The sequence below is a fragment of the Nitrospira sp. genome (genome assembly GCA_024760525.1).
In the GTDB taxonomy this organism is placed as follows: domain Bacteria; phylum Nitrospirota; class Nitrospiria; order Nitrospirales; family Nitrospiraceae; genus Nitrospira_D.
Window position 1 is genome coordinate 548,189 of the sequence record CP060499.1, and the last position, 23,463, is coordinate 571,651.

Annotated in this window: 19 protein-coding genes; 14 read left to right on the plus strand and 5 right to left on the minus strand. The window is 56.1% G+C overall.

The window, feature by feature from the left end; all coding sequences use genetic code 11:
• Position 1 precedes the first annotated feature (1 nt).
• Positions 2-2,062, minus strand: coding sequence for an NAD-dependent DNA ligase LigA (ligA, locus tag H8K04_02635; protein UVT16480.1), 2,061 nt, complete (start codon positions 2,060-2,062; stop codon positions 2-4).
• A 229-nt stretch (positions 2,063-2,291) separates the two neighbouring features.
• On the opposite strand from ligA, the gene H8K04_02640 reads away from it, so the two are divergent.
• The 14 genes from H8K04_02640 to H8K04_02705 all read left to right on the plus strand — a co-directional run bounded on the left by H8K04_02640 (position 2,292) and on the right by H8K04_02705 (position 19,601).
• Complete coding sequence (locus H8K04_02640; protein ID UVT16481.1) at positions 2,292-2,933, plus strand: LysM peptidoglycan-binding domain-containing protein; 642 nt, start codon at positions 2,292-2,294, stop codon at positions 2,931-2,933.
• 10 nt (positions 2,934-2,943) lie between these two features.
• Positions 2,944-4,440, plus strand: coding sequence for an anthranilate synthase component I (gene trpE, locus H8K04_02645; GenBank protein UVT16482.1), 1,497 nt, complete (start codon positions 2,944-2,946; stop codon positions 4,438-4,440).
• Between the two features lie 88 nt (positions 4,441-4,528).
• A complete protein-coding gene (locus H8K04_02650) occupies positions 4,529-5,092 on the plus strand; it encodes an aminodeoxychorismate/anthranilate synthase component II (GenBank protein ID UVT16483.1) in 564 nt (187 codons plus the stop codon).
• A 232-nt stretch (positions 5,093-5,324) separates the two neighbouring features.
• Complete coding sequence (gene trpD, locus H8K04_02655; protein ID UVT16484.1) at positions 5,325-6,338, plus strand: anthranilate phosphoribosyltransferase; 1,014 nt, start codon at positions 5,325-5,327, stop codon at positions 6,336-6,338.
• Positions 6,339-6,345: 7 nt separating this feature from the next.
• Positions 6,346-7,173, plus strand: coding sequence for an indole-3-glycerol phosphate synthase TrpC (trpC, locus tag H8K04_02660; GenBank protein UVT16485.1), 828 nt, complete (start codon positions 6,346-6,348; stop codon positions 7,171-7,173).
• Between the two features lie 10 nt (positions 7,174-7,183).
• The gene (locus H8K04_02665; protein UVT16486.1) at positions 7,184-7,810 is read left to right on the plus strand and encodes a phosphoribosylanthranilate isomerase; all 627 of its coding nucleotides are present in this window, start codon (positions 7,184-7,186) and stop codon (positions 7,808-7,810) included.
• Between the two features lie 218 nt (positions 7,811-8,028).
• The gene (gene trpB / locus H8K04_02670) at positions 8,029-9,222 is read left to right on the plus strand and encodes a tryptophan synthase subunit beta (GenBank protein ID UVT16487.1); all 1,194 of its coding nucleotides are present in this window, start codon (positions 8,029-8,031) and stop codon (positions 9,220-9,222) included.
• Positions 9,219-10,022: a tryptophan synthase subunit alpha gene (locus H8K04_02675; protein UVT16488.1), complete on the plus strand. Its 804-nt coding sequence runs from the start codon at positions 9,219-9,221 to the stop codon at positions 10,020-10,022. Before trpB ends, H8K04_02675 begins: the two co-directional genes overlap by 4 nt.
• 459 nt (positions 10,023-10,481) lie before the next feature.
• Positions 10,482-15,356 (plus strand): VCBS repeat-containing protein, encoded by a 4,875-nt coding sequence (locus tag H8K04_02680; GenBank protein UVT16489.1) that lies wholly within the window; start codon positions 10,482-10,484, stop codon positions 15,354-15,356.
• A 69-nt stretch (positions 15,357-15,425) separates the two neighbouring features.
• Positions 15,426-16,082, plus strand: coding sequence for a tail fiber protein (locus tag H8K04_02685; GenBank protein UVT16490.1), 657 nt, complete (start codon positions 15,426-15,428; stop codon positions 16,080-16,082).
• Positions 16,083-16,171: 89 nt separating this feature from the next.
• On the plus strand, positions 16,172-18,136 hold the full coding sequence (locus tag H8K04_02690; protein ID UVT16491.1) for an RHS repeat-associated core domain-containing protein: 1,965 nt from the start codon (positions 16,172-16,174) through the stop codon (positions 18,134-18,136).
• A gap of 90 nt (positions 18,137-18,226) precedes the next feature.
• Complete coding sequence (locus tag H8K04_02695; protein ID UVT16492.1) at positions 18,227-18,580, plus strand: hypothetical protein; 354 nt, start codon at positions 18,227-18,229, stop codon at positions 18,578-18,580.
• A gap of 60 nt (positions 18,581-18,640) precedes the next feature.
• Positions 18,641-19,054, plus strand: a complete 414-nt coding sequence (locus H8K04_02700) for a hypothetical protein (protein ID UVT16493.1) — start codon at positions 18,641-18,643, stop codon at positions 19,052-19,054.
• 109 nt (positions 19,055-19,163) lie between these two features.
• Positions 19,164-19,601 carry a hypothetical protein gene (locus H8K04_02705; GenBank protein ID UVT16494.1) on the plus strand — a complete coding sequence of 146 codons (438 nt, stop codon included), beginning with the start codon at positions 19,164-19,166 and terminating at the stop codon, positions 19,599-19,601.
• Positions 19,602-19,903: 302 nt separating this feature from the next.
• On the opposite strand, the gene H8K04_02710 is transcribed toward H8K04_02705, so the two are convergent.
• The 4 genes from H8K04_02710 to H8K04_02725 form a co-directional block, all read right to left on the minus strand.
• Positions 19,904-20,452: a hypothetical protein gene (locus H8K04_02710; GenBank protein UVT16495.1), complete on the minus strand. Its 549-nt coding sequence runs from the start codon at positions 20,450-20,452 to the stop codon at positions 19,904-19,906.
• Positions 20,453-20,833: 381 nt separating this feature from the next.
• Positions 20,834-21,403, minus strand: coding sequence for a hypothetical protein (locus H8K04_02715; protein ID UVT16496.1), 570 nt, complete (start codon positions 21,401-21,403; stop codon positions 20,834-20,836).
• Positions 21,404-21,454: 51 nt separating this feature from the next.
• Entirely contained in the window at positions 21,455-22,597 is a 1,143-nt protein-coding gene (gene traF / locus H8K04_02720) for a conjugal transfer protein TraF (GenBank protein ID UVT16497.1), read from the minus strand.
• 178 nt (positions 22,598-22,775) lie between these two features.
• Positions 22,776-23,438, minus strand: a complete 663-nt coding sequence (locus H8K04_02725) for an ABC transporter ATP-binding protein (GenBank protein ID UVT16498.1) — start codon at positions 23,436-23,438, stop codon at positions 22,776-22,778.
• Positions 23,439-23,463 lie beyond the last annotated feature (25 nt).

The following is a 23,463-nucleotide window of genomic DNA, read 5'->3' on the forward strand; positions in this document are numbered from 1 at the left end:
CCTATGTGTTGCCCGATCCACGGATTAAGTCTCCGAATCCCTCCTCATTGAGGATCTTCACCCCAAGTTTCCGAGCCTGATCATGTTTCGATCCCGGGTCTATGCCTGACACCACATAGGTCGTCTTTCTGCTGACGCTGGAGGAGACGGTACCGCCACGCTCTTCGACCAGAGCCCCGGCCTCTTCCCTCGTCCACCTCGACAATCCGCCGGTGAACACGAAACTCTGTCCCGAGAAAGGCAACGCCGCGGCGCTGCGGGATATGGGGGTGTCCAGGATCGAAAGCCCCAGCATCCGCAGTTGATCGATCACCCGTTGGTTCGCACTTTCTTGAAAATAGGCAACCAAACTCGCCGAGATCTCCGGTCCGATCTCATGGACTGCCTGAAGCCGATCTTGATCGGCCGACATGATGGCCTCAAGGGACCCAAACTCGCGCGCAAGCACCTTTGCGATGTGCTGCCCGACCTGGCGGATGCCCAAGCCCATCAAGAACCGGTCGAGAGACACGATTTTGCTTCGTGCGATAGCATCAAGGAGCAAGGTAGAAGACCGCTCGGCAAACCCTTCGAGCTTCAAGAGTTGCTCCTGATCGAGTCGATAGATGTCTGACAGATCCTTGACGAGTCCTTGATCGACTAATTGAGCGACGGTCTTCTTGCCGAGACCTTCGATGTTCAGGGCGGATTTCGAGGCAAAGTGTTCGACGGCTCCTTTCAACTGGGCCGGGCAGACGGCTTGCCCGGTGCAGTAGAAATACGCGCCCTCCCGAGCGACCGCTGACCCGCACACGGGGCAGTGGTCCGGCATGGCAAACGGTGCCGCTCTCGATTCTTCCGGGACCGGCACGCGTTCAGTGATGGCCGGGATGACGTCGCCGGCGCGCTCCACTTTGACTGTGTCCCCGTCGCGCACGTCTTTTCGAGCCACCTCGTCTGCATTGTGAAGGGTGGCTCGGCTGATCGTGACACCGCCCACTTCGACCGGATTCAGCAGCGCAAGCGGCGTCAAGGTGCCGGTCCTTCCGACTGAGACGATGATCTTATGAACCTTCGTGACTTCCTTTCGAGGGGCGAATTTATAGGCGATTGCCCAACGGGGGCTTCTGGACTTCATGCCGAGCTGCTCTTGCCAGCTGCGCCGGTTGACCTTGACGACGACGCCGTCGATTTCATAGAGCAGATCGTCACGCTGCCCTTCGATCTCATGGTGAAACGCCATGACGTCATCGATCGTCTCGCAGCGCCGGCGAAGAGTGGGAATCGGAAGCCCCCAAGAAACCAATGCGTCCAATTCGTCCCAATGCGACGAGGGTGGTGTTCCGTCGACGGCCATCATCTCGTAGCAGGTCACCACGAGGGGGCGTTCGGCTGTGATGCTCGAGTCCAGCTGCCGAAGAGAACCGGCGGCGGCGTTGCGCGGGTTCGCGAAGGCGTCGTCCCCCCGTTCCGTTATTCGCCGGTTAAGCGCATGGAAGTCTGCAAGGCGCATGTAGACTTCACCCCGCACGGCCAGGTGCTCAGGGTGTGTGTCACTCTGTAATTGCAGCGGCAATGATCGAATGGTACGAAGATTGATGGTGATATCCTCGCCGACACTGCCATCGCCTCGAGTCGAGCCCCGAACAAACCTTCCCTGTTCGTAGACCAATTCCACAGAGAGGCCATCGAATTTCGGTTCGACCGTATACTCGATCCGGTCTGTTTCCAGCTCGCGTTTCATCCGTTGGTCGAAGGCCAGCACTTCTCTCGGATCGACCAAGGAATCAAGGCTCAACATGGGGTGCACATGCCGGACCTTGCCGAGCGTATCCAACGGAGGGGCACCGACACGCTGGGTAGGAGAATCGGACGAGATCAGTTCGGGGTATGCCTGTTCCAGCTGGACCAATTCCCGGAACAACCGGTCATACGCTCCATCTGAAATCTCGGGATGATCCTTGACGTAATAGAGGTAGTCGTGGTGCCTGATTTGGCTTTTGAGTAGAGTATGTCGCTCTTGTTCGGCGCGGGGGGCTTTCGAAGAGGACAATGAGTCGTTATCCAGTGAATCCTGTCGCATCGCCCTTAACGATGTGAAGCCTCGGTGATCACACCTGGCATGCGATGACAGATGACGTTTGGCATGTGGGTGGAGAGAGGCTTGAACTGTGCTGACCGTAGCACAGCGCCACGGAAACGGTCAAACCAGGAAGGCTTGGTCTGCTTTGACTTTCCTCTCAGTGGCCACTATTCTAAGCGTCTCTTCGGCTGGTCGGACGTCCGCGGAGCACTTGGGCAAAGGAGGATGTATGCAGAAGGAAGAGGAGCAAGGGTGTGACCATACAAGGAAGATCGTCCTATCGGGGATACTGCTCTGTAGTGGGTTGCTGCTAAGTGGATGTGTCGTCCTGGAAGAAAAATACAACGCCGAAAAGGCGCGAAGTTTGAATTTTCAGCGTCTCCTGGCGCAGGAAGAAAAGCGGACGGCTGAACTGGACAGTGAAGTCAAGCGCACTAAGCTCGAACTGGCTGAATTCGAGGCGAGGAACCGTGAGCTGTCCGCGCAAGTGCAGGTGGCGCGTGAGCAGATGGGGCGCCTCCAGGAAGAGGCGGAAGCCATTAGAGAAGCGACGTTACTCGAACGAAAAGCCTTGGAGGACATGCGGCGGAAAGGCCATTCTCCTGCCGTCAAACAGAAGAAAGCCGAATCGGCAAAGGATTCTTCCGGTGAGGCGGGTGAAAACGACGCCGTGCTCAAAGGAATACCGACCGCGGCCGAGACGCATGCGGCATCGAAAGCAGACGGGACGGTGCATGTGGTGAAGCCCGGAGAAACCCTCTTCGGTATCAGTCGGCGCTATGGAATTGAGGTCGATAAGCTGAGGAAGATGAATAAGCTCCCGGATGACATCATCGAAGTAGGCCAGAAACTCCTGGTGGGAACAGAGTAGCCGGAACACTATGCAGTCTGCGACCTATTCGCTCACCCTGGATGAATTTCGCTCGTATGCAAAACAGGGCAACCTCATTCCGTTATTCCGTGAAATCCTGGCGGACCACGATACGCCGGTCTCGGCCTTTGCCAAGATAGATCATGGCCCCTCCGCCTATCTGCTGGAAAGCATTCAGGGCGGGGAAAAGTGGGCGAGGTATTCCTTTCTCGGGAGTGGGGCTCCACTCGTCATCTACGAAGATCGCGGTGATCTGTGCGTAAAGCAGGGTTCGCATCGCCGCCGCATCCCCAGCCGGGGCGCGCCGCTGGATCGTCTTCGAGAGATCATGGAAGCCTATCGCCCGGTGACGGTTCCTGATCTCCCTCGCTTCGTCGGCGGAGCCGTCGGCTACCTCGGCTACGATTTGGTCAAGACGTTCGAAGACCTTCCCTCACGAAAAAAGGATCACGTCGATCTTCCGGACTTTGCCTTTCTGTTGACCGACACCTTGCTCATCTTCGACAACGTGTCGCAAAAAATCAAAGTGGTGGCCAATGCACACGTGAAGTCCACGTCGGAGAGAGGTATTCGTTCGGCCTATCGTGAAGCGACTCGCCGGATCGAAGCGATGATCGCCAGAATCCGCCGGCCGCTGAGGCGTCTCACGCCGAAGCGCCGGCGAACACCCATTCGCTTCACGGCAAACATGAGCCGGGCGGACTTTGAGAAAATGGTGTCTCGCGCTCAAGAATACATCAAAGCCGGGGACATTTTTCAGTGTGTGTTGTCGCAACGTTGGGAAACGAATCTCCAGGCTCCTCCGTTTCAACTCTATCGAGCCCTGCGCGTGGTGAATCCCTCGCCCTACATGTACTACCTGCGGATCGCCGGGGTGGAACTGGTCGGGTCGTCCCCGGAGATTCTTGTGCGATGCGAGGACGGTCTTGTTTCGGTGCGCCCGATCGCGGGGACCAGGCGGCGTGGAACGACGGTAGAGGAGGACGTGGAACTGGAGCGCCGTCTTCTCGCGGATTCCAAGGAGCGGGCCGAGCACATCATGTTGGTGGATCTCGGACGTAATGATGTCGGCCGTGTCGCTGAACGGGGGTCGGTCCAAGTTGAGTCATTGATGAACGTCGAACGGTACTCGCACGTGATGCACATCGTCTCGAACGTCACGGGGAAATTGGGAACAACCAAGACCGTCTATGATGTGCTGAAGGCGTGCTTTCCAGCCGGCACCGTATCGGGGGCTCCAAAGATCAGAGCCATGGAAATCATCGAGGAACTGGAGCCTACCAAGCGCGGGCCTTACGCCGGTGCGGTGGGGTATATCAGCTTTTCAGGCAATATGGACATGTGTATCAATATCCGCACCGTCGTGGTCTCTCGACATCGGGCCTTTATCCAGGCCGGAGCCGGTATCGTCGCCGATTCCAATCCCGAACACGAGTATGAAGAAACCTGCAACAAGTCCCGTGCGATGATGAAAGCGATCGAACTGGCGGAACAGGGGCTGGAATGAGTGGTGCCTCGTGAAGGGTGAAGGGTGAAGCGCGAACAACAAGTCATTCGAAATACGCTTCACGAGCGACGTGCTACGGGGAACATCAATGTTGTTGGTCATCGATAACTACGATTCCTTTACCTACAATCTCGTCCAGTACCTCGGAGAATTGGGCGAAGACATACAGGTGTTTCGTAACGACAAGCTTACGCTGGACCAGATTGAGGAGTTGGGCCCCAGCCGCCTCGTCATCTCTCCCGGGCCGTGCACGCCAAAGGAAGCCGGTATTTCAGTCGAGGCTATCCGCCGGTTCGGAGGGAGGATGCCTATTCTCGGTGTGTGTTTGGGGCACCAGTCGATGGCTGTCGCGTATGGAGGTGAGGTCATCCGCGCTCCCCGCTTGATGCATGGGAAGACATCCCAAATTAAGCATGACGGCAAGACGATCTTTCAATCGTTGCCCAATCCGTTCCAAGCGACGCGGTATCATTCTTTGATCGTGAATCGGCTCAATCTTCCGGACTGTTGCGAGATTTCCGCTGAAACCGCCGAGGGCGAGATCATGGGCCTCCGTCATAAGACACTGTGTGTCGAAGGGGTCCAATTTCATCCGGAATCGATTTTGACGACGGTCGGGAAAGATCTTCTCCGCAACTTTTTAAAGCTCTAGCAGGATGCTGAAAAAGTCCGTCAGCGGCGTTCTCGCATCGCTCCGAGGCTCAACGTACGGCCCTTGGGTAAACGCCTGTTCCGACAGGCGATGGGCGGGCCGGGTGAAAATTGGTTACGCCTTCGCCTCATCGCTCGCTGTGGCCTGGCATGTGGAGAGGTGCGTCTTGGCGCACCGGGGTCGGGCGGGTGAGACCAGCGGTCTTTTTGAGCACCCTGCCTACTAAGATCCCATGATCAAAGACGCCATCGCCAAACTGGCCGACCGAACAGACCTTTCTGCATCGGAGGCTGAAACGGTCATGTTGGAAATCATGGACGGGGCCGCGACCTCGGCTCAGGTGGCCGCCTACCTCATGGGACTCAGGCAGAAAGGCGAAACAGTCACCGAAGTCGTCGGTTCGGTCAATGCCATGCGATCACGGGCGACCCGAATCAGGGTTGGAGCATCGATCATCGTCGACACCTGCGGCACCGGCGGGGATGGGGCCGACACGTTTAATATCTCTACGACAGCGGGATTCGTGGTCGCCGGGGCCGGCATTACCGTGGCCAAACACGGCAATCGTTCCGTGTCGTCCAGATCAGGCAGCGCTGATGTGCTGAGCGTCCTTGGCGTCAAGATCGATCTGGAGCCGAACCGGGTCGCCGAGTGTATCGATGAAGTCGGTATCGGATTTTTGTTCGCGCCCCTCTACCACGGCGCGATGAAGCAATGCGCCGGGGTGCGGCAGGAGATGGGAATCCGGACCATTTTGAACGTGCTCGGTCCGTTGGCGAATCCAGCCGGGGCCACGCATCAAGTGCTTGGAGTCTATGATGCAAGGTGGACGGACATTTTGGGGCGTGTTCTGCTGGAGCTGGGATCGCAACATTGTTTCGTGATTCACGGCATGGATGGTCTGGATGAAATCACTCTGTCGGATCGGACGAAAGTCTCCGAGGGGAAGGCCGGCGTGGTGTCGAGTTATTTTGTTTCGCCTGAGGAGTTCGAGGTGAAGCGGATGGCGAGAAAAGAGTTCGCCGGCGGCACGCCGGAAGACAACGCGCGCATCGCGAAGGAGATCTTGCAGGGCAAGAAAGGTCCGAAACGGGACATCGTATGCATGAACGCCGCTCCTGCAATGGTAGCAGGCCGGAGAGCAAAAACCCTGAAGGAAGGCTTCCGCCTCGCCCAAGAAACGATCGACTCGGGGGCCGCTGCAGAGAAGCTGGACCGGCTCATTGCATTTACGACAAGAGCGTGACCGACTCATGATCCTTGATCGCATCCTCGAGCATAAAAAAGCGGAGCTCAGGCACAAGCAAAGCCGCTCCTATCTGGCCGACCTCAAAGCGGCGATCCGAGACGCTCCGCCGACACTCGGCTTTGCCGTCACGCTGGACGCGACAAAACCTCGCACCAGCCCGGCTCTGATCGCAGAGGTTAAGAAGGCGTCTCCGAGTTTAGGACTGTTACGGCCGGAATTTTCTGAACAGTTCGACTACCTGGCGCTTGCCCGCACGTATCATGAACAGGGCGCATCCGCGGTGTCGGTCCTGACGGACAAGGAGTTTTTCCAGGGCGACCTGCGGTATTTGAAAGAGATTAAGGAAGCGTTGCCGATCCCGGCGCTCAATAAGGAATTCATGGTCGGCGAGGTGCAATTCTATGAAGCGCGGGCACACGGTGCCGATGCCGTCTTGCTGATCGTGGCCGCGCTGGAACGCCGCCAACTCATGGATTTCCACGCGTTGGCCACCGAACTTAAGATGGACAGCCTGTTCGAAACCCATCACGAGAGGGAGTTGGATACGGTCTTGGAGTGGATTCCCACCGCGAGGATGATCGGGATCAACAATAGGGATCTCAACACCTTCACGACCGATCTCAACGTCACCTTCCGCCTGGCGAAGCGAATTCCGTCCGACAAGCTGATCATCAGTGAAAGCGGGATTCATGGCCGCGAGGACGTGACAAGGTTGATGGAAGCCGGCGTTCATGCCATGTTGATCGGCGAATCGCTCATTCGCGCCGAGCACACGGCCGACAAAGTTCGAGAGTTGCTCGGCGTCGTCTCTGGCAGTCCGCAGTCTGCGTAGAGCGTTCACCATGAAGATAAAAATTTGCGGGATCACCAATCTGGAGGATGCGAAGGGCGCGGTTGCCGCAGGTGCGGACGCGCTGGGATTTGTGATGTACCGTAACAGCCCACGTTGGGTGGCCCCGTCTCTCGTGAAAGCCATTGTCGCGGAACTCCCGCCTCTTGTGCTGCCGGTCGGGGTGTTCGTCAACGAAGAGGCCGGGACGGTTCGGGCGCTTATGGATGAATGTGGTTTTGCCCTTGCCCAACTGCATGGAGATGAATCGCCTCTGTACTGCCAACAACTCGTCCGTCCGGCTCTCAAGGCTCTCCGTCTGAAGGGTCGAGATACAATGCTCACCCTCGCCGGGTTTCAAGGGCAGCCGAATGTACGAGGATTCCTCATCGATGCGTATTCAGACCAGGCTTATGGAGGAACGGGGCAGACAGTCGATTGGACATTGGCCCAGGAAGCAGCTCGATCTGCTCCGATCATTCTGGCCGGTGGGTTGACTCCGGAAAACGTGGCAGACGCGATCAAGATGGTACGTCCTTATGGAGTCGATGTGAGCAGTGGGGTGGAAAAGACCCCTGGCAAGAAGGATCACCATAAGATTAAGGCATTTATTGAAGCGGCCAGACTTGTGCCGGTCTGATAGCCGTGGCTATACTCCTAGCAGGCTGTTGAAAAAGTCCGCCAGCTTTGTTCTCGCATCGCTCAGAGGCTCAACATACGGAGCAGAGTATGCCTCGCCTCTTCGCTCGCTGTCGCCTCGCCCGGTGTAAGTCGCGTCTCGGCGCGCTGGGGCGGGTGGGTGAGAACGAAGGCCTTTTTGAACAGCCTGCTGAAATCTATTGAGGAGGGTTTGATCGAATGCCGATGCTTCCAGACAGCCATGGCCGATTCGGGTCTTATGGTGGCCGTTATGTGCCTGAAACCCTCATGCCGGCGCTGTTGGAGTTGGAAGGCGAGTATACCAAGGCGAAAAAAGACCGCCGATTTCAGACCGACCTCGCCTATTACCTCAAGCAGTATGTCGGACGGCCTACCAGTCTCTATCGCGCCGATCGGCTGACCAAAAAATTAGGCGGAGCCAAGATCTATCTGAAGCGGGAAGACCTGTGCCATACCGGCGCGCACAAGATCAACAATGCGATCGGCCAAGTGTTGTTGGCCTTGCGCATGAAGAAGCAGCGAATCATCGCTGAGACCGGGGCCGGTCAGCACGGTGTCGCGACGGCCACGGCGGCGGCCATGTTCGGACTGCAGTGCGAAATCTACATGGGCACCGAAGATATGCAACGGCAGGCGTTGAACGTCTTTCGTATGCGCCTGTTGGGTGCGACCGTGACCGGTGTCGATGCCGGCAGCCGCACCCTGAAGGATGCCATCAGTGAGGCCATGCGGGATTGGACGACCAACGTGCGCACCACGCACTATGTCTTGGGCTCGGTGCTGGGCGCGCATCCCTATCCCATGATGATCCGAGACTTTCAGGCGATCATCGGGCGGGAGGCGAGGAAACAGATTCTTTCCGCTGAAAAGCGCCTGCCGGACTATCTCGTCGCCTGTGTAGGGGGAGGAAGCAATTCGATCGGTCTTTTCCATGCGTTTCTCCGAGACGCTAAAGTCAAAATGATCGGAGTGGAAGCCGGAGGGCTCGGGGTCGAAAGCGGAAAACATGCCGCGCGGTTCTCCGGTGGCAAGCCGGGGGTCTTGCAAGGCACCATGACCTACCTGCTTCAGGATGAAAACGGACAGATCAATTTGACGCATTCAGTCTCGGCCGGTCTGGATTATGCGGCTGTCGGACCGGAGCATAGTCTCTACCATGATCAAGGCCGGATCGAGTACACCTATGCGACGGACGCAGAAGCATTGTCGGCCTTTGATCTCCTGGCGCACGAAGAGGGCATCGTTCCCGCGCTCGAAAGCGCCCATGCGATCGCGCAAGTCGTCAAGCTCGCTCCCAAACTCAAGAAATCCCAGCTCATCATCGCGAACCTTTCGGGGCGTGGGGACAAAGACGTGCAGCAAGTGGCGAAAATGCGAGGCGAATCATTATGACCGGGCGGCTGGAAGCCAGATTCAATGATCTGCGCAAGAGAGGACAGAAAGCGCTCATTGCCTACCTGATGGCAGGAGATCCGGGACTCGCTGAAACGGAACAGTTGGTAGTGGCGTTGGAACAGGCGGGGGCCGACATCATCGAACTGGGCGTCCCCTTTTCGGACCCGATCGCCGACGGGCCGGTAATTCAGCAGGCTGCGGAGCGCGCGTTGCGGAACGGCACGTCTCTTCGGCAGATCCTGGCCTCCATCACGTCACTCAGGCAGCGGACGAATATCCCCATCATCCTGATGCTGTACTACAACTCCATCCACGCGATGGGGTGTGAAAAGTTTTGCCGTGCGGCGCAGGCAGCTGGAGTGGATGGACTGATCGTGCCCGATATGCCGCCGGACGAAGCGGGACCCCTCAAGGCGCCGGCGGACGCAGCCGGGCTGCCGCTCATCTTCTTGCTCGCGCCGACCAGTACGGCTGATCGGCGAAAGCTCGTGGCGAAAGAGTCGCATGGCTTCGTGTACTATGTTTCGCTGACCGGCATTACCGGGGCGAAGCTCAGCAACGTCGGAGACATAGGACAGAATATCGAAAAGCTGCGGAAGGTCTCCGCCACGCCCGTCGCAGTCGGATTCGGCGTGGCGACTCCGGAGGATGCGGCGAAGGTGTCAAAGATGGCCGATGGGGTGATCGTCGGCAGCGCCATCGTGAAACGCATCGCGTCCCACCAACAGGATCCCGCCATGGTCAGACATGTCGCTGAGTTTGTCCGCTCTCTCAAAGCGGCCATGGTTCCAGCCTAGATAGCCGATCGGCGACATGCCATCCGAGTGAAGTAAATTCTTCCAGCGTTTCACTTCTTCTTACGTAACTCTCCTGTCAGCCTCCACACGAAGGTCCGAATGGCCTCACTGACTAAGGCCATCTTCTGGGATTGCAACAAATCACAAATAACGTAAGGTGTATACCGTAAGAATAGTCAGGCACATGGCTGGTCGAGTTGTGTGGTGGCTATTGTGTTTGCGCCAATGACCCTGGAACGGGAGCAACGATGAGCGCAATCCTCCCTCGTATGTATCAGCGGGCAACGATAGGTGCGACTGCCCCTGCTCTATGTAATAGGCGGGTACCACCCCTCTCTGACTCCAGAAGACTACGAGACATGGCTCGTGAGTGGGAATCGACTTGCCCCGTACCTGATCGGATTTTCCCGTCCCTTATCGTCTCGTACGCACCATTCTCCATCGTGAAAGGAGATGCCAATGCAGACCGGCCGTCCTGAGCTAATCGCTCTTGTCTGTGTGCTGTATTGGTGGCTCCTCCCAGTCGGTCCAGGAATAGCCAAAGAAATCGATGAGGATCTCCCGATGGGAACGGCGGGTGGAGCGGTTCATGTCGATCCATTCACCGGCACAGCGACGACCAGCATTCCAATCAACGTGCTGCCTGGTCGCAATGGGGTTCAACCCAATCTGCAACTGAGCTATGCCAGCGGAAATGGAAACGGGTGGGTGGGCATGGGGTGGAAACTGGAACTGGGAGCGATCGAGCGGAACACGCGGTTCGGGGTGATCTATAGCGAAACTCCAGCCGATAACGGAAAAGTCTATGCCGTGCGAATGAGTGGGGTGTCGGCGGAGCTGATTAAACTCCTGCCCAATAGTCCTAGCGATCCCGAATATCGAGCAAAAATCGAAAGCGGCTTCTTCCGCATCCGCAAACTGACGACGGGTGGATGGGAAGTGACAGATCGTAAGGGTGTGAAGTATTCGTTCGGCGTCAACGCCAACGCTCGGGTCGAAGATACCGCCACGGGTCGGATCTTTCGGTGGAATCTCGAGCGAGTGGAAGACCGCGACGGGAACTACATGGTGGCGACGTACACGAAAGATCAGGGGCAATCGTATCTCGATCAGATCACGTATACCTCGACGACAAAGACCGCTATCCCGGCACCCCATGTCATCAAGTTCTATTCGCATACCCCGGCTGGCATGACAGCTCCAGACACCTACAATGCCCATTTCAAAGTCGTGACCGCCAAACGGTTGAGAGCGATCGAAGTGAAGACGAACAATGTGACGATGCGCGCCTATGAGTTGATCTATACCCCCAGCGTCACGACGGGTACGCAGCTGCTGACACAGGTGCAACAGTTCAACCGCAATGCGTCCATCAATCTCACGACGTTTGATGTCATGGGGCCTGCGTTGCCGCCCATCGCGATGACCTACTCAACTTCTGCCTCGACCTTTACGCCGTCCACTCATCCCTGGCTCACCAACTGGTGCAGTGGGGGGAGCGGCGTAACTCCGGCTGAATTCAATGGAGATGGGCAACAGGACCTATGGTGTACCAATACCTCCAATGGTTTTTCCACCGCGACAGCTTCTAGCGGGTCCTTGACGGCTGGGACTAACGTCTATTCTTCTTGTGCTTCGCGGGTGACGGGAGATTTCGATGGAGATGGTAAGCAGGACATCGGATGTATTACGTATCTAGATGACAGCATACCTACTGGGGTAGGTGTTTTCCTAGTTAAACGGTATCGGGTCTCCGTTGCCTACTCGACAGGCTCTGGAATCTTTTCCCCACCCAGCCAGGTGTGGCCTATCTGTACGGTGGGAGTTGGGGGAACTGCTACGCATGCCCTTGGAGCAAGCGACCTGAATGGCGATGGCAAAACTGATGTCTGGTGTAAGGGGGAATTGTTTCAAGGACCCTTCGTGACGGGGATCTTCTCGCAGGGAACCTCATTTACACCAGAGTCGCCCGATCCCCCATGGCTCACTGGATTTTGTCCAACCGGAGGGGTAGGGAGTGGAGATTTTAACGGAGACGGACGAGCCGATCTTGTTTGCCATGACAATACTCCTGGGACCACCACGATCCGGTATTCGACGTCGGTAGGGACCACAGCAAGTTTCAATACCTCCTCCTCGTTGGCTAGCTGGTGTGGAAGCGGTTACCTCTCATTTTCCGCGATGGTTACCACGCCACCACCAAGCAAATTTGCGATTAGTGATTTCAACGGTGACGGCATTCAGGATCTGTGGTGTCAGACGGGAACAGGCACGGTCTTGATTGGGCTCTCGACAGGAACCAGTATTTCGTCGCCTCTAGTATGGCGGACAGGCTTTTGTACGACCGGCAAGACCGGCACTGCGGATTTCGATGGGGATGGTATTACCGATATGTGGTGCCACACCACGGATGGAACGACTCAGGTCATGCTATCGACGGGGAGCACATTTCAAACCCCAACTCCATGGGGACCAAGCTTTTGCGCGACGGGGACTTTTGGCACCGCCGATCTCAACGGTGATGCCAAACCCGACCTCTGGTGTGTGAGCAGCGGGAACGTCTCGGTCGCGATTGCCGGCAGTCCAGGTGTTAAAACCGATCTACTCGCCACTCTGTCAAACGGTTTCGGGGTTCTGACCGTTCTGACCTATACCCCTTCGACGGCACTTGGGGTATCCCATACGCTGCTTCCATATCCCGTCTACGTCACCACAGCATTAGCCAAGACTGTATCTACCAGCATTGCAGGTGCGATCGGCAACCAAACCACACAGACGACGTATCAATACGAGAAGGGCTATCACAGCATCCCAAACCGTGACTTCCGCGGCTTTCAGCGGTCCACGGTGACCGCCTGCGCCAATTGCAATACCACGGAGAAAACCGTGACGGTGACGGAGGTTCACCAGGGCTCGGGGACCACGGCGACAGAGGATATCGGCGCCTCGCTGACCCATCCCGATGCTCCGACCAAGGGACTTCCGTACCGCATTCTCGTCCAAGATAGTGCGGGAACTCCTTTGCTGGAAACCCGTACCACCTATGCGACTGACGCCAATGGGCTCGCACCCTGGTTTACCCCCTCGTCCCAGGTCGTGACCAACACCTATGCCAATGGTGTCATCGCCAAGACCACACAGGTGAATTTCACCTACGATCCTACCTACGGCAACGTGCTACGCGAAGAGCATTTGGGTGACGCAGGCGTCACGGGGGATGAAAAAACCATCGACCGGGCGTTCGCGAATGAATCGACGGCCTGGTTGATCGGATTTCCCACCCGGGAAACGATCTACAAGGGGATCAGCACGGCGGCTCAAGATAGGATCGCGGAGACGACGTTTTATTATGATGGCGTGACGACGTGTGCTACCGCCTCCGTGCTGCAAGTGCCTACGCTCGGACATTTGACGCGCACGGTGAATTGGTTGAACGGCGGCACCAACCCAGAAACGCGCATGGCGTACGATCAATATGGGAACAAAGTGTGTGCCCGCGACCCAAAAGGCAATATGACCACACTGGGTTATGATCCCTCCCAAGTGTTCCTGATGACCAGCACGAATGCGCTGGGGCATGTCTTCACCACAAGTTACTACGGGGTCAATTTGGTGCTGATGGACACGGGATTGTATGGGCAAGTCAAGGGCGTGACTGATCCAAACGGACGCACGACGACCAGTACCTATGATGCATTTGGGCGCAGGGTGACGACGACCACGCCTGCACCGGATAGCCTTGTCACGACCCTCGCCTACAACTATGGAGGGACCTTCGTTGTGGGAACCCAGCATGTTCAGAGCACGATCAGCGGCGGGAGTTTAACAACCAATCTCGTGAGCAAGATCTATTTCGATGGCCTGGGGCGCACCATCAAGACCGAAAGCCCCGGGGCCGCCGATGGGGGCGCGAATCTGAAGGTCCTGATCACCGAAACCCAATACGATACTCGTGGTCTCGTGAAACAAACCAGTCTGCCCTACGTCCAGGGGATCGAATCCGCGACGGGTCGGTGGACTACCATGACCTATGATGCACTCGGGCGCCAGGTTCAGCGTACCAATCCCGACAATACCAACAGCCGGACCTGTTACAGCGGCTGGATGACGACCACCGTCGATCCCAAGCTCCATAAAAAAGTCGAGACCCACGATGCCTACGGGCGATTGGCAACGGTGCAGGAATACACGGGGCAAGCCACGGCGGGAACCTGTGCGGGTGGGACCCTCTATACCACGACAACCTATCAATACGACCGGCTCGGGAATCTGGTGAAAGTCCTGGATACCCTCGGCAATCGCACGACCATGCGGTACGACACCTTGGGCCGCAAGATCGCCATGTCCGATCCCGACATGAGCACCAATGGAACCACGACCTGTGGCGACCTAACTGCTCTCCCGCCCAACACGACCTATCCTTGGTACGCCGCGCCTTGCTGGAATTACAAATACGATCAGGCCGGAAATCTCGAACGGCAAACGGATGCCAAAAATCAACATCTCTGGTTCCGGTACGACGGGCTGAATCGCCGAACGCAGAAGGACTACACGACTCAGAAAGCAGCCGGTAGCGGCGACGTGCGCTACATCTACGACGATACCGTCACGACCACCAATCGCAAAGGCCGCTTGAAGCAAGTAGTCGATGCGGCCACGAACGTGACGTTTGAATACGATGTGATGGGCCGGGTCAGCAAGAGCACCAAGATTCTGGATGGGACGACCTATGTGACCACAAGCGCCTATGATGGCCTCGGGCGGCTCACCAGCGTGAGCTATCCCACGAATCCCATTAAGACCGTCACTTACACCTACGATGGGCCACAGCTGAAACGAGTGAGCGAAGGGGCCACCACCTATGTGACCTATGCCAATTTTAACGCCTTGGGGGAACCGAGGACGACCACCCAGGGCAATGGGGTGGTAACCACGCGCACGTTTGACCCCCTCACGTTTCGACTGGAGACCGTCAATACGGTCAACCCCAATACGCCGTCGCCTGACATTGCCGCTCCGACGATACCGACAAAGGTCACGACCACGATCATCAACGGCACGCAAATCGATCTTAGCTGGACCCCGAGCCTCGATAACATAGGAGTGACCGGCTATTGGATCGAACGGTGCCAGGGGACCGGGTGCACAAGCTTCACGCAGGTTGGGACTTCAACCGGAACGACATTTAGCGACATGAGTGTGACCACGGGCACCATCTATAGCTATCGTGTGCGTGCGACCGATGCCGCGGGCAATGTCAGTCTGTATTCGATCCCCACTCCAACAACAGGATACGGCGCGGTCCCGTTCGGCCTCTCGCCGTATGGGTCATGAGGCGCGACATCCTGCGCGCACGAAAGGTCAATTGCACGTGACACCGACTTGGACAAGGAGGTGGAGAGGATGAAGAATCAAGAGACGCGTTCGACGGCGATGGTCATGGTGCTGACCATGCTCACTGTGTTCTTCATATATTGGCAGCAATCTGCTGAGGCGGTCTGCACGCCTCTCGGCACCACAACACCGAATGTCGGACTGTGCAAACCAGGAAACGGCGAGACGGGATGGACGAACGCGATCAACGACAATTGGACCCTCCTGGACAACCGCCTGGTTCCACCCGGCGCGGTCATGTTTTATGCAGCGGTTACCCCTCCGAATGGCTGGTATGTCTGTGACGGCACCGCGAAGAATCGGACGACCGATGCCGCCTTGTTTGCGGTGATTGGAACGACGTTCGGGGCCGGCGATGGGGCCACCACATTCAACGTGCCTGATGCCCGGTCGCGCAATGTCGTTGCGGCGGGCCAAGGAACGGGATTGACCATGAGGAATCTTGCCGGCTCGGGTGGGGAAGAAACGCACACGTTAACGATCTCGGAAATGCCGAGCCACAACCACACGATCTCGAATGCGATGCCAGCGTCTGGCTCAGTGTTCCAGGGCTCGGGCGTCGGTGGCGGGGGCTCGGGGACAGTATCAATCGGGTTTACGGGCGGCAATGGGGCTCACAATGTCATGGATCCTTTTCTGGTCCTCACGTGCATGATTAAGCGATAGAGCGGCCTCGAGTGGTTGCGAGAGCACACACGCGAATGGGATCGAAAGCGCCAGACCGCGTTGGATCTCTGTGACGGAGGAGTACTGATATGGCCCGACAAGCATTGAGGCAGAAGAAGAGTCGAGGAGGGGCCTTATCGCACTGCGTTCTGGTCGCTGTCGCACTTCTAACAATTCCGCCGGCAGTCTTTGCCGAAGTCCTTCAAAGCCTGCACTATGCGTATGACGAGGCCGGAAACGTTACTCGAATTGGCGATCAAATTACCTTGGCGAATACACAGATTTTGACCTATGACGATCTTGATCAATTACTGACGGCGAATGGACCATACGGGACGGGGGGCAATAACAGCACGTTCACCTATGCGTATAATGAGATCGGCAACATGACCATGAACCCGCAAGTGGGCGCCTATACCTATTCCACCGGCGGCGCCGGCGTGGTTCGGCCCCATGCCGCTACGAAGGCTGGCCCCTATCCGTTCACGTATGACAACAATGGCAACATGATTACGATGACGGATCCTGCCGGCTTCTATGGGTATAGTGCGAATTATAACGCGGATAATCGCATGAGCAGCGTGACGGCCACCTATGGAGGCGTCCCCACCACGACGACGTTCGTCTATGATGGCGAGGGTGGGCGGGTGAAGAAGATCGTGGGAACCACCACGACGCGCTACATCAGCAAACTGTATGAGTGTGATACGACCGGCGCCAATACGAGTTGCAGCCGGTTTATCTGGGCCGGGAGCACCCGGATCGCCACCGTCGCCACAAATGGGACCGTGCACTACTGGCAGGAGGAACATCTGGGCAGTTCGAGTGTGATCACGAACAGTAGCGGGGCCAAGGTCCAGGCGCTCACTTATTATCCCTATGGTGATCTCCGCACGAATCAGAGTTTCACCACGCCGGCTGTGGATGTGCCCTATAAGTATACGGGCCAGGCGCTCGATACGAGCAGTAATCTCTACTTCTACGAATCGCGGTACTATCACGCCGTCTTCGGCCGCTTCATCGCGCCGGATACCATTGTACCGGATCTGCACGATCCTCAGAGCCTGAACCGCTACACGTACGCCAGCAATAACCCATTCCGGTATACCGATCCGACCGGCCATTGTCCGTGGTGTATTGTCATCGCCATTGGCGTCATCGCGGGAGCGGTTTCGAGCGGGATCCAAAGTGATTGGGATCTCGAAGCCACGTTAGTCGGGGGTGTGATCGGTGGGGCGAGCGCAGCCGCGGGGTATGGCACGTTCGGGCCCGCGTCGGCTGCATTTGCCAGTCTTGGAGACATTGGAGCGGGTATCGCTGGAGGGGCTGTCGCAGGGGCGGTGGCCGGAGGCACCAGTGGGATACTAGCGAATATGGCCGGCTATAATGTCAACATCGGTTTGGCGATTGCCTCAGGGGCGGCAGCCGGTGGGATTACCGGTGGCGCGTATGGTCGGTGGGGACAGTTGGGGGCCTTGGCTGCTGCACCCGCTGCCGGAGCAGCAGGCGCAGCCATTAGCGGAGCCGATCCCGGCATGGGGGCCGCCATTGCTGCTGCGACCGCGGCGTTTGCGTTGGGAGTGCAATACGTTCAGTGGAGGGCGAGCGTTTTATTAAACACACAGCGCAGGGCACTGACCTCGAACGAGATTGGCACGGCGAGGTCAGTTTTTGGCAGCAGAATAAACTATTCAAAGGTGAATATATCCAATGCCAAATACTTCTTCTTGCAAGGAAACGATTTCGCGATGGCGCCTGATGGAAATATCTATTGGCCGGGAAGCTGTAGCGACCTGGCCAGTTGCGATTTTGGCAGTCACGTTGGGACATTCATCCATGAGATGACCCATGCTATGCAGCACCAACATGGCATCAATGTGTTATTGCAAGGGTTCATCTTGCAGGCAGCAAAGTATTTAAGTCTTACGATGTATGATCCATACAGCTTTACGTATGACCCCGCCAAACCCTTCAGTGCTTACAATATTGAGCAACAAGGAGACATCGCGGTTGAGATCTACTACAAAACATATCCTAACAACATAGATTACTGAAACTCTATGCACGCGCCTAGAACAGATCTTTTAATTGTGGCAGTCATCGCCATAATCTTTCTGTGGTTGCCAGCCTGCTCTCGATCTTTCATGATCAAGCCAGTAGGAAAAATCGGAGAGCCCCTGGTATTTTATTTTTATGAGGCGGCCAATTCTTCAACTTCTATGCGGCTGAACATCGTAGATTTTGTTGTGCAGGAACAGAAGAGCGACGACAAGTGGGATACTATTTGGCAACTAAATGGAGAGCAATCGGTTGAGGCAATTACGTATGGTGGACGATACAAAGGGCTGGCTGAAACTACATCTCCGAAACCGCTTTCTTTACAAGGGAACTATCGTGTAATTGCCAAAGACCGGCCTCGGTTTGATCCTCCCGGGTATTCTGCCGTGTTTTTTAGATTCAACGAGGAAGGCTTCCTCATTGTTACCAGTCCACATTAGCTGCTCGATTGCTGAGCGAATATTGTGAGATATCGCTGCTTGCTTGGCGTGATAAGTCCTATGATCACATTGACCGTTACCTCGTGCATCTATCCTGCCTTCACAAAAGCCACAGGTAGTCTTAATCAGATGATCACCTTTAGGTTTTTCCAATCCCCTGATGACGAAAAACCATCAAAGTTTGATATCTTGGACGTCACATTACAAGAGCGGTCAATTGATGCCCAATGGGTCACGATTTGGGATCTCAATGGAAAAGCATGCCTGAGTGAAGTCGTATATGGTTCAAAGTACCAGGGGCTTAACGAAATCATCCCTGCCAAACCCCTCAAACAGCATGGGAAGTATCGGCTGCTTATTTCAGGGACGACATGGCCCAAACCTGGTTTAGGTGAAGCTGGAATAGATTTCTTCTTCGATGAAGAGGGGAAATTGATTCAGAGCGGAACTCGCGTGAGAACTCCCGAGCAGTGACGCCTCCCATCTCGGCAAACTCTTTACCGCAGCAGTTTAAGCCCATAAAAAGCGCAGAGATTAGAATTCATTTTGGCATTGTAAATCCTGGGAAGTCTGGATGCTCATAATGCCGAAGCGATTGCTCTGGTGCTTCATATGGTTTCTTACAGCGGATTGTTCTGCGCAAGATATTGGGGCTCAATTTTTCGCCGAAGGCTTTGAGTCAAGGATAGAGCGGCTTGAAAAATATCCACTCGATCAACAATACAAGATATTCTTGTACGGCAATCAAATCGTTCATCCTCCACTGACTGGCCTGGCGCTTCCAAGAGCAAAACGAGGACAGCCAGCTTTGGAGTTTATATTAGAGAAATTGGACCATTCTCGGAACGATCTCGATTTTAGAGATTCATTGGTTGTTTTTCAGCACATGCAGTGGGGCGGCTATTACAATATTTGTGGCGATACTGTTGCAATGAATAAGATAAAGGCCAACGAAGATAAAATACGGAATGCGGATTGGCGCGGCGTCTATAATCAAATGCTGAAAGGATTATGTCGGTAACGCGCCCGTCATATTCACCGAAGTACAACATCCCTCCAGTCCTCACGACGACAAACCACAACGTCAATGATCAACAGACCACGTTCGGGACAGGTAAGGAGACGTATGACCTGAACGGTAACCTTGCGACCGTCACCACGACCAATTTTGCAAAGTGTGTCTCGGTCTATCGAACGAGAGGAAGGTGAGAAGGTTCAAGCGCTCGGCTAACGCTTGGTTTGCGGAGGCATGTATTTGATCATCTCGTCGGCAAGCTCTTTGGCGATGTTTTTGAGGCTTGGCACAATGAACATGATGTTAACCTAGGCGACAGAATCCAGGAGGGTTCGTACTTCTTGGCCAAGTTCCAATGCATCTCCCAGTACAATAAGCTCGTTCCGATCATTCACGCCCGGCTTTCGCACTGCCACAATGTTGTGCGCATCCAACAGATCGATGGGTCCTCCAGCAAAAAGCTTCAAAAGGACAAGCGATTTCCAGTTCACCACCGGCACTGAACAGCCAAGCGTGTCTAGTCTTTCAATGTTCTTAAAAGCAAGAGCAGCCAGCTTCGATGGCAGTACGATCAGTTGAATCGGCACGTCTTGTCCTTCGGATGTCATGCTCAGGCGGAAGACGCCTTGTAGCGGGTCATCTATGCCGCCAGGTTCGTATGTGGCTCCTAGGTAAACGGCCAAGGCATGCGGTTCCGAAGTTCCGAGCGCGACGGCCAGATCGATGTCTTGCGTGGCCCGCGCAACACCCCATGCCGACACGGCGAAGCCACCGATCAACGCATAAGAAGAAAGCAGTCGAGCGCTGTGGGCTTGATCTAAACGTTCAACAATCCGGCTTAGGGCTTTGGAGAACACCGGTTCAATTCGTAGCAGACATCGGAGAGGTGCAATGCGATGGTCAGCCGTTCTTCAGGAGTCTGAAGCCGAGCGCGTTCGATCTTCTCATCGGACAGCTGTCGACCCAATTTACTCGGTCGCCGTCCATACTGCTTCGAGCTGGTCGAGTACTGAAGCTTCATATCTCTAAGTATACATGGGTCAGCAGAAACCTAAAAGAATGAAAAGGAACCTCCTACAATTCAGGACGGCCAAACACCCCAAGGGGCAAGCAGGTATATCGAGTTGAGAAAACATAGGGATAGGACCGGCTTGCTCATCACCATGGTTCATCCACTGCGGACCAAGGTGTTCGAGATCTACGGACACATCCGAGAGGGGAGAGGAGAGGGGCTGTAATCAGCGCTTGGTCTGCGGAGGCATGTATTTGATCATCTCGTCGGCGAGCTCTTTGGCGATGTCTTTGAGGCTCGGCTTGATGAACATGTAGCTGTTGGACCGTTCATGGCGGGCTTTCCAGACCGTCGTCCCGGTCGCCGCATCGATCAGCCGCAGGCTTAGCCCGACTCGCCCGACGTTATCTCCTTCCTTCCGCACGTATTCCCACGAATTGACCCGGACCACCAGGAAGGAATCGACGTTGAGCGCTTTGCCGAGCTTGATGGCCGAATCCTTATCGGATTGACCGGTCATCTCGAGGCGGGAGAAATAAAACACGAGTGAATCGAACGCCTCTTTTGAGGCCTGAAAAATATCCGTCACATTTTCGGGCGAGATGACCTTCTCGATGGTTCCCTGCCGATTGAGCGCTCCGGCCAAGACATCCTGAATATCCTCGCGGGCGCTGTCGTATTGGCTCGCCATCGGCGGCAACACGGCGATGCTCTGCGGTCGAAAGACTCTGGCGCCGGGGCCTTCCCACACTTCCTGCAAGCCGCCACAACCTGCAAGCACCAAGGCCAGAGCCATTACAGATGCCAGACGGACACATGTTCGAGACAACATTGGTTTAGTATACCATTAGAATGTGAATGAAACAGAGGCGGAAACTAGGGCGCCCTTTTCACGGAAGTCGTACCCACCTCCGGCGTCCGCCCGGAATGAGAACCATCGCACCCCTAGTCCCGCTGTAGGAACGAAGGGCGTGGATGCATCCTGCATGTTCTTGAACGTGCCGATTCTAAATGACAGAAACTCGGACAAGATCGTTTGTTCGAGCCCCAAGCTCAAAAGCTGGCTTTTTACTCCCGGGACGAACGTCTTATTCGAAGTCGCATCCACATCGGCCGTCAATGTCAGCGTGGAATACGGATTGATCGCGACACCGGCGCGAACCTGTGGTTCCAATTTTAATTCCCCGCCCTCTGCGGCATCGAAGGTCGGTTTGTTGATGTCCTTCGCGACGATCCCAAACCTGATCCACGAGGATGGGCGATAGATGGCTCCGATGTCAATTCCGTAGGTCGTTGAGATGTTCGGTTTGCCGAAGTGATCGGTTGTGCTGACACCGCTTCCGCCTTGAAGGTCGGTCGAACCACGGTACGCGGCGCCTTGGATCACCTTTACGGTCATCCCGATTGAAAAGGTCTTGTCGGAAAAGGCATAGGCATAGGAAAAGGCCAGCTGTCTGGCTTCGAGCCCGCGAAGCGCCATCTGGCCCGCCACGGTGATGGGCGCGCCGGGCCCCGGTTGGGTCGCCTGGACCGGTGTCGAGACAAATCCGCCACCGGTTGCGACGTCGGACACGTTGAATCCGAACGCATGTTCGCCTAGGTGTCCCTTCACATAAAGTCCGGCGGACCCATTGACGGAGATCGCCGCACCTGACCGGTTGATGCGATCGGCAATGCTCTGAGCCCTCGACAAATTACCCGGCGTGGTATCGCCGGTATTGAAGTTCTCCAGATCATGAAGCGCATCGCCCAGGCCGAGCCGATCGAATGCCATCCCTCCCCCCTGGACACGGATATCTACGGTTTGGGTCATCGCCAGCCCGGCGGGGTTCCAATACGTCGCGAGCGCATTCGTCGTGACGGCGACGCCGGCTCCTCCCATGCCCATGGCGCGAGGCCCCGAGATGACAAACTCCGCTGCCGATACATGGGACGGCAAGGCAGCGACGATCAGCAAAACGGCGATGCGAAGGGAGGGTAAGTGCCCCATATCGTGTCCTCGCGCGAATGCGCAACCATGCGAGTCTAGAGAAGGAATCATTGTTCGTCAAGGATTCGCATGGTCTATCCGACGAGGTTGTGCGCGATGAAAACACGGAACGCATGTTCAAAAACTTCCGGAATCGAGACGGTGGGAGACGGAGCCGCACTCTCGGTCTATGAAGAAGTCAGACGATTTGTCCGTCCTGCATGTGGATGATCCGGTCGGACTGGGCGGAGAGTTTATCGTTATGTGTCACGATCACGAACGTGGTTCCGCGTGTTGTTTTCAAGTTGCGCATCAACTCGAACAGGCCTTCCCCGCTGTGTGTGTCAAGGTTGCCGGTCGGTTCATCGGCCAGGACCAAGTCCGGATTCTGCATCAGCGCGCGTGCCATGGCGACCCGTTGCTGTTCCCCTCCGGAGAGTTCTCCCGGTTTATGATGAAGGCGATGTCCCAATCCGACTTCCGTGAGGAGGGTCGTGGCGTCGGCTTTGACGGAGGTAGGTTCCCGGCGTTGGACGAGCGCCGGCATGCAGGCATTTTCCAACGCGGTGAACTCGGCGAGCAGGTGATGAAACTGAAACACAAACCCTATCCGCCGATTGCGGAATTCAGCCTGTTGCGCGTCCGTCATTCGGAACAGGTCCTGTCCATCGAATGTGACGGTTCCGCTGCTCGGTTTGTCGAGGGTCCCGATAATGTGCAGGAGTGTGCTCTTGCCGGCTCCAGAGGCTCCGACAATGGCCACCAATTCGCCGCGCTGAATCTCAAGATTGATCCCCTTGAGGACGGGCAGTTCGTAGGATCCCATCGAGAAGGACTTATTAAGATTGACGACTTTAATCATAGGACAATCGTCGAGAGTTTCGCGC

Bases quoted from the DNA above. Each gene is read 5' to 3' on its own strand.
- ligA (UVT16480.1), bottom strand. From the start codon at position 2,062: ATGCGACAGGATTCACTGGATAACGACTCATTGTCCTCTTCGAAAGCC.
- H8K04_02640 (UVT16481.1), top strand. From the start codon at position 2,292: ATGCAGAAGGAAGAGGAGCAAGGGTGTGACCATACAAGGAAGATCGTC.
- trpE (UVT16482.1), top strand. From the start codon at position 2,944: ATGCAGTCTGCGACCTATTCGCTCACCCTGGATGAATTTCGCTCGTAT.
- H8K04_02650 (UVT16483.1), top strand. From the start codon at position 4,529: ATGTTGTTGGTCATCGATAACTACGATTCCTTTACCTACAATCTCGTC.
- trpD (UVT16484.1), top strand. From the start codon at position 5,325: ATGATCAAAGACGCCATCGCCAAACTGGCCGACCGAACAGACCTTTCT.
- trpC (UVT16485.1), top strand. From the start codon at position 6,346: ATGATCCTTGATCGCATCCTCGAGCATAAAAAAGCGGAGCTCAGGCAC.
- H8K04_02665 (UVT16486.1), top strand. From the start codon at position 7,184: ATGAAGATAAAAATTTGCGGGATCACCAATCTGGAGGATGCGAAGGGC.
- trpB (UVT16487.1), top strand. From the start codon at position 8,029: ATGCCGATGCTTCCAGACAGCCATGGCCGATTCGGGTCTTATGGTGGC.
- H8K04_02675 (UVT16488.1), top strand. From the start codon at position 9,219: ATGACCGGGCGGCTGGAAGCCAGATTCAATGATCTGCGCAAGAGAGGA.
- H8K04_02680 (UVT16489.1), top strand. From the start codon at position 10,482: ATGCAGACCGGCCGTCCTGAGCTAATCGCTCTTGTCTGTGTGCTGTAT.
- H8K04_02685 (UVT16490.1), top strand. From the start codon at position 15,426: ATGAAGAATCAAGAGACGCGTTCGACGGCGATGGTCATGGTGCTGACC.
- H8K04_02690 (UVT16491.1), top strand. From the start codon at position 16,172: ATGGCCCGACAAGCATTGAGGCAGAAGAAGAGTCGAGGAGGGGCCTTA.
- H8K04_02695 (UVT16492.1), top strand. From the start codon at position 18,227: ATGATCAAGCCAGTAGGAAAAATCGGAGAGCCCCTGGTATTTTATTTT.
- H8K04_02700 (UVT16493.1), top strand. From the start codon at position 18,641: ATGATCACATTGACCGTTACCTCGTGCATCTATCCTGCCTTCACAAAA.
- H8K04_02705 (UVT16494.1), top strand. From the start codon at position 19,164: ATGCCGAAGCGATTGCTCTGGTGCTTCATATGGTTTCTTACAGCGGAT.
- H8K04_02715 (UVT16496.1), bottom strand. From the start codon at position 21,403: ATGGCTCTGGCCTTGGTGCTTGCAGGTTGTGGCGGCTTGCAGGAAGTG.
- traF (UVT16497.1), bottom strand. From the start codon at position 22,597: ATGGGGCACTTACCCTCCCTTCGCATCGCCGTTTTGCTGATCGTCGCT.
- H8K04_02725 (UVT16498.1), bottom strand. From the start codon at position 23,438: ATGATTAAAGTCGTCAATCTTAATAAGTCCTTCTCGATGGGATCCTAC.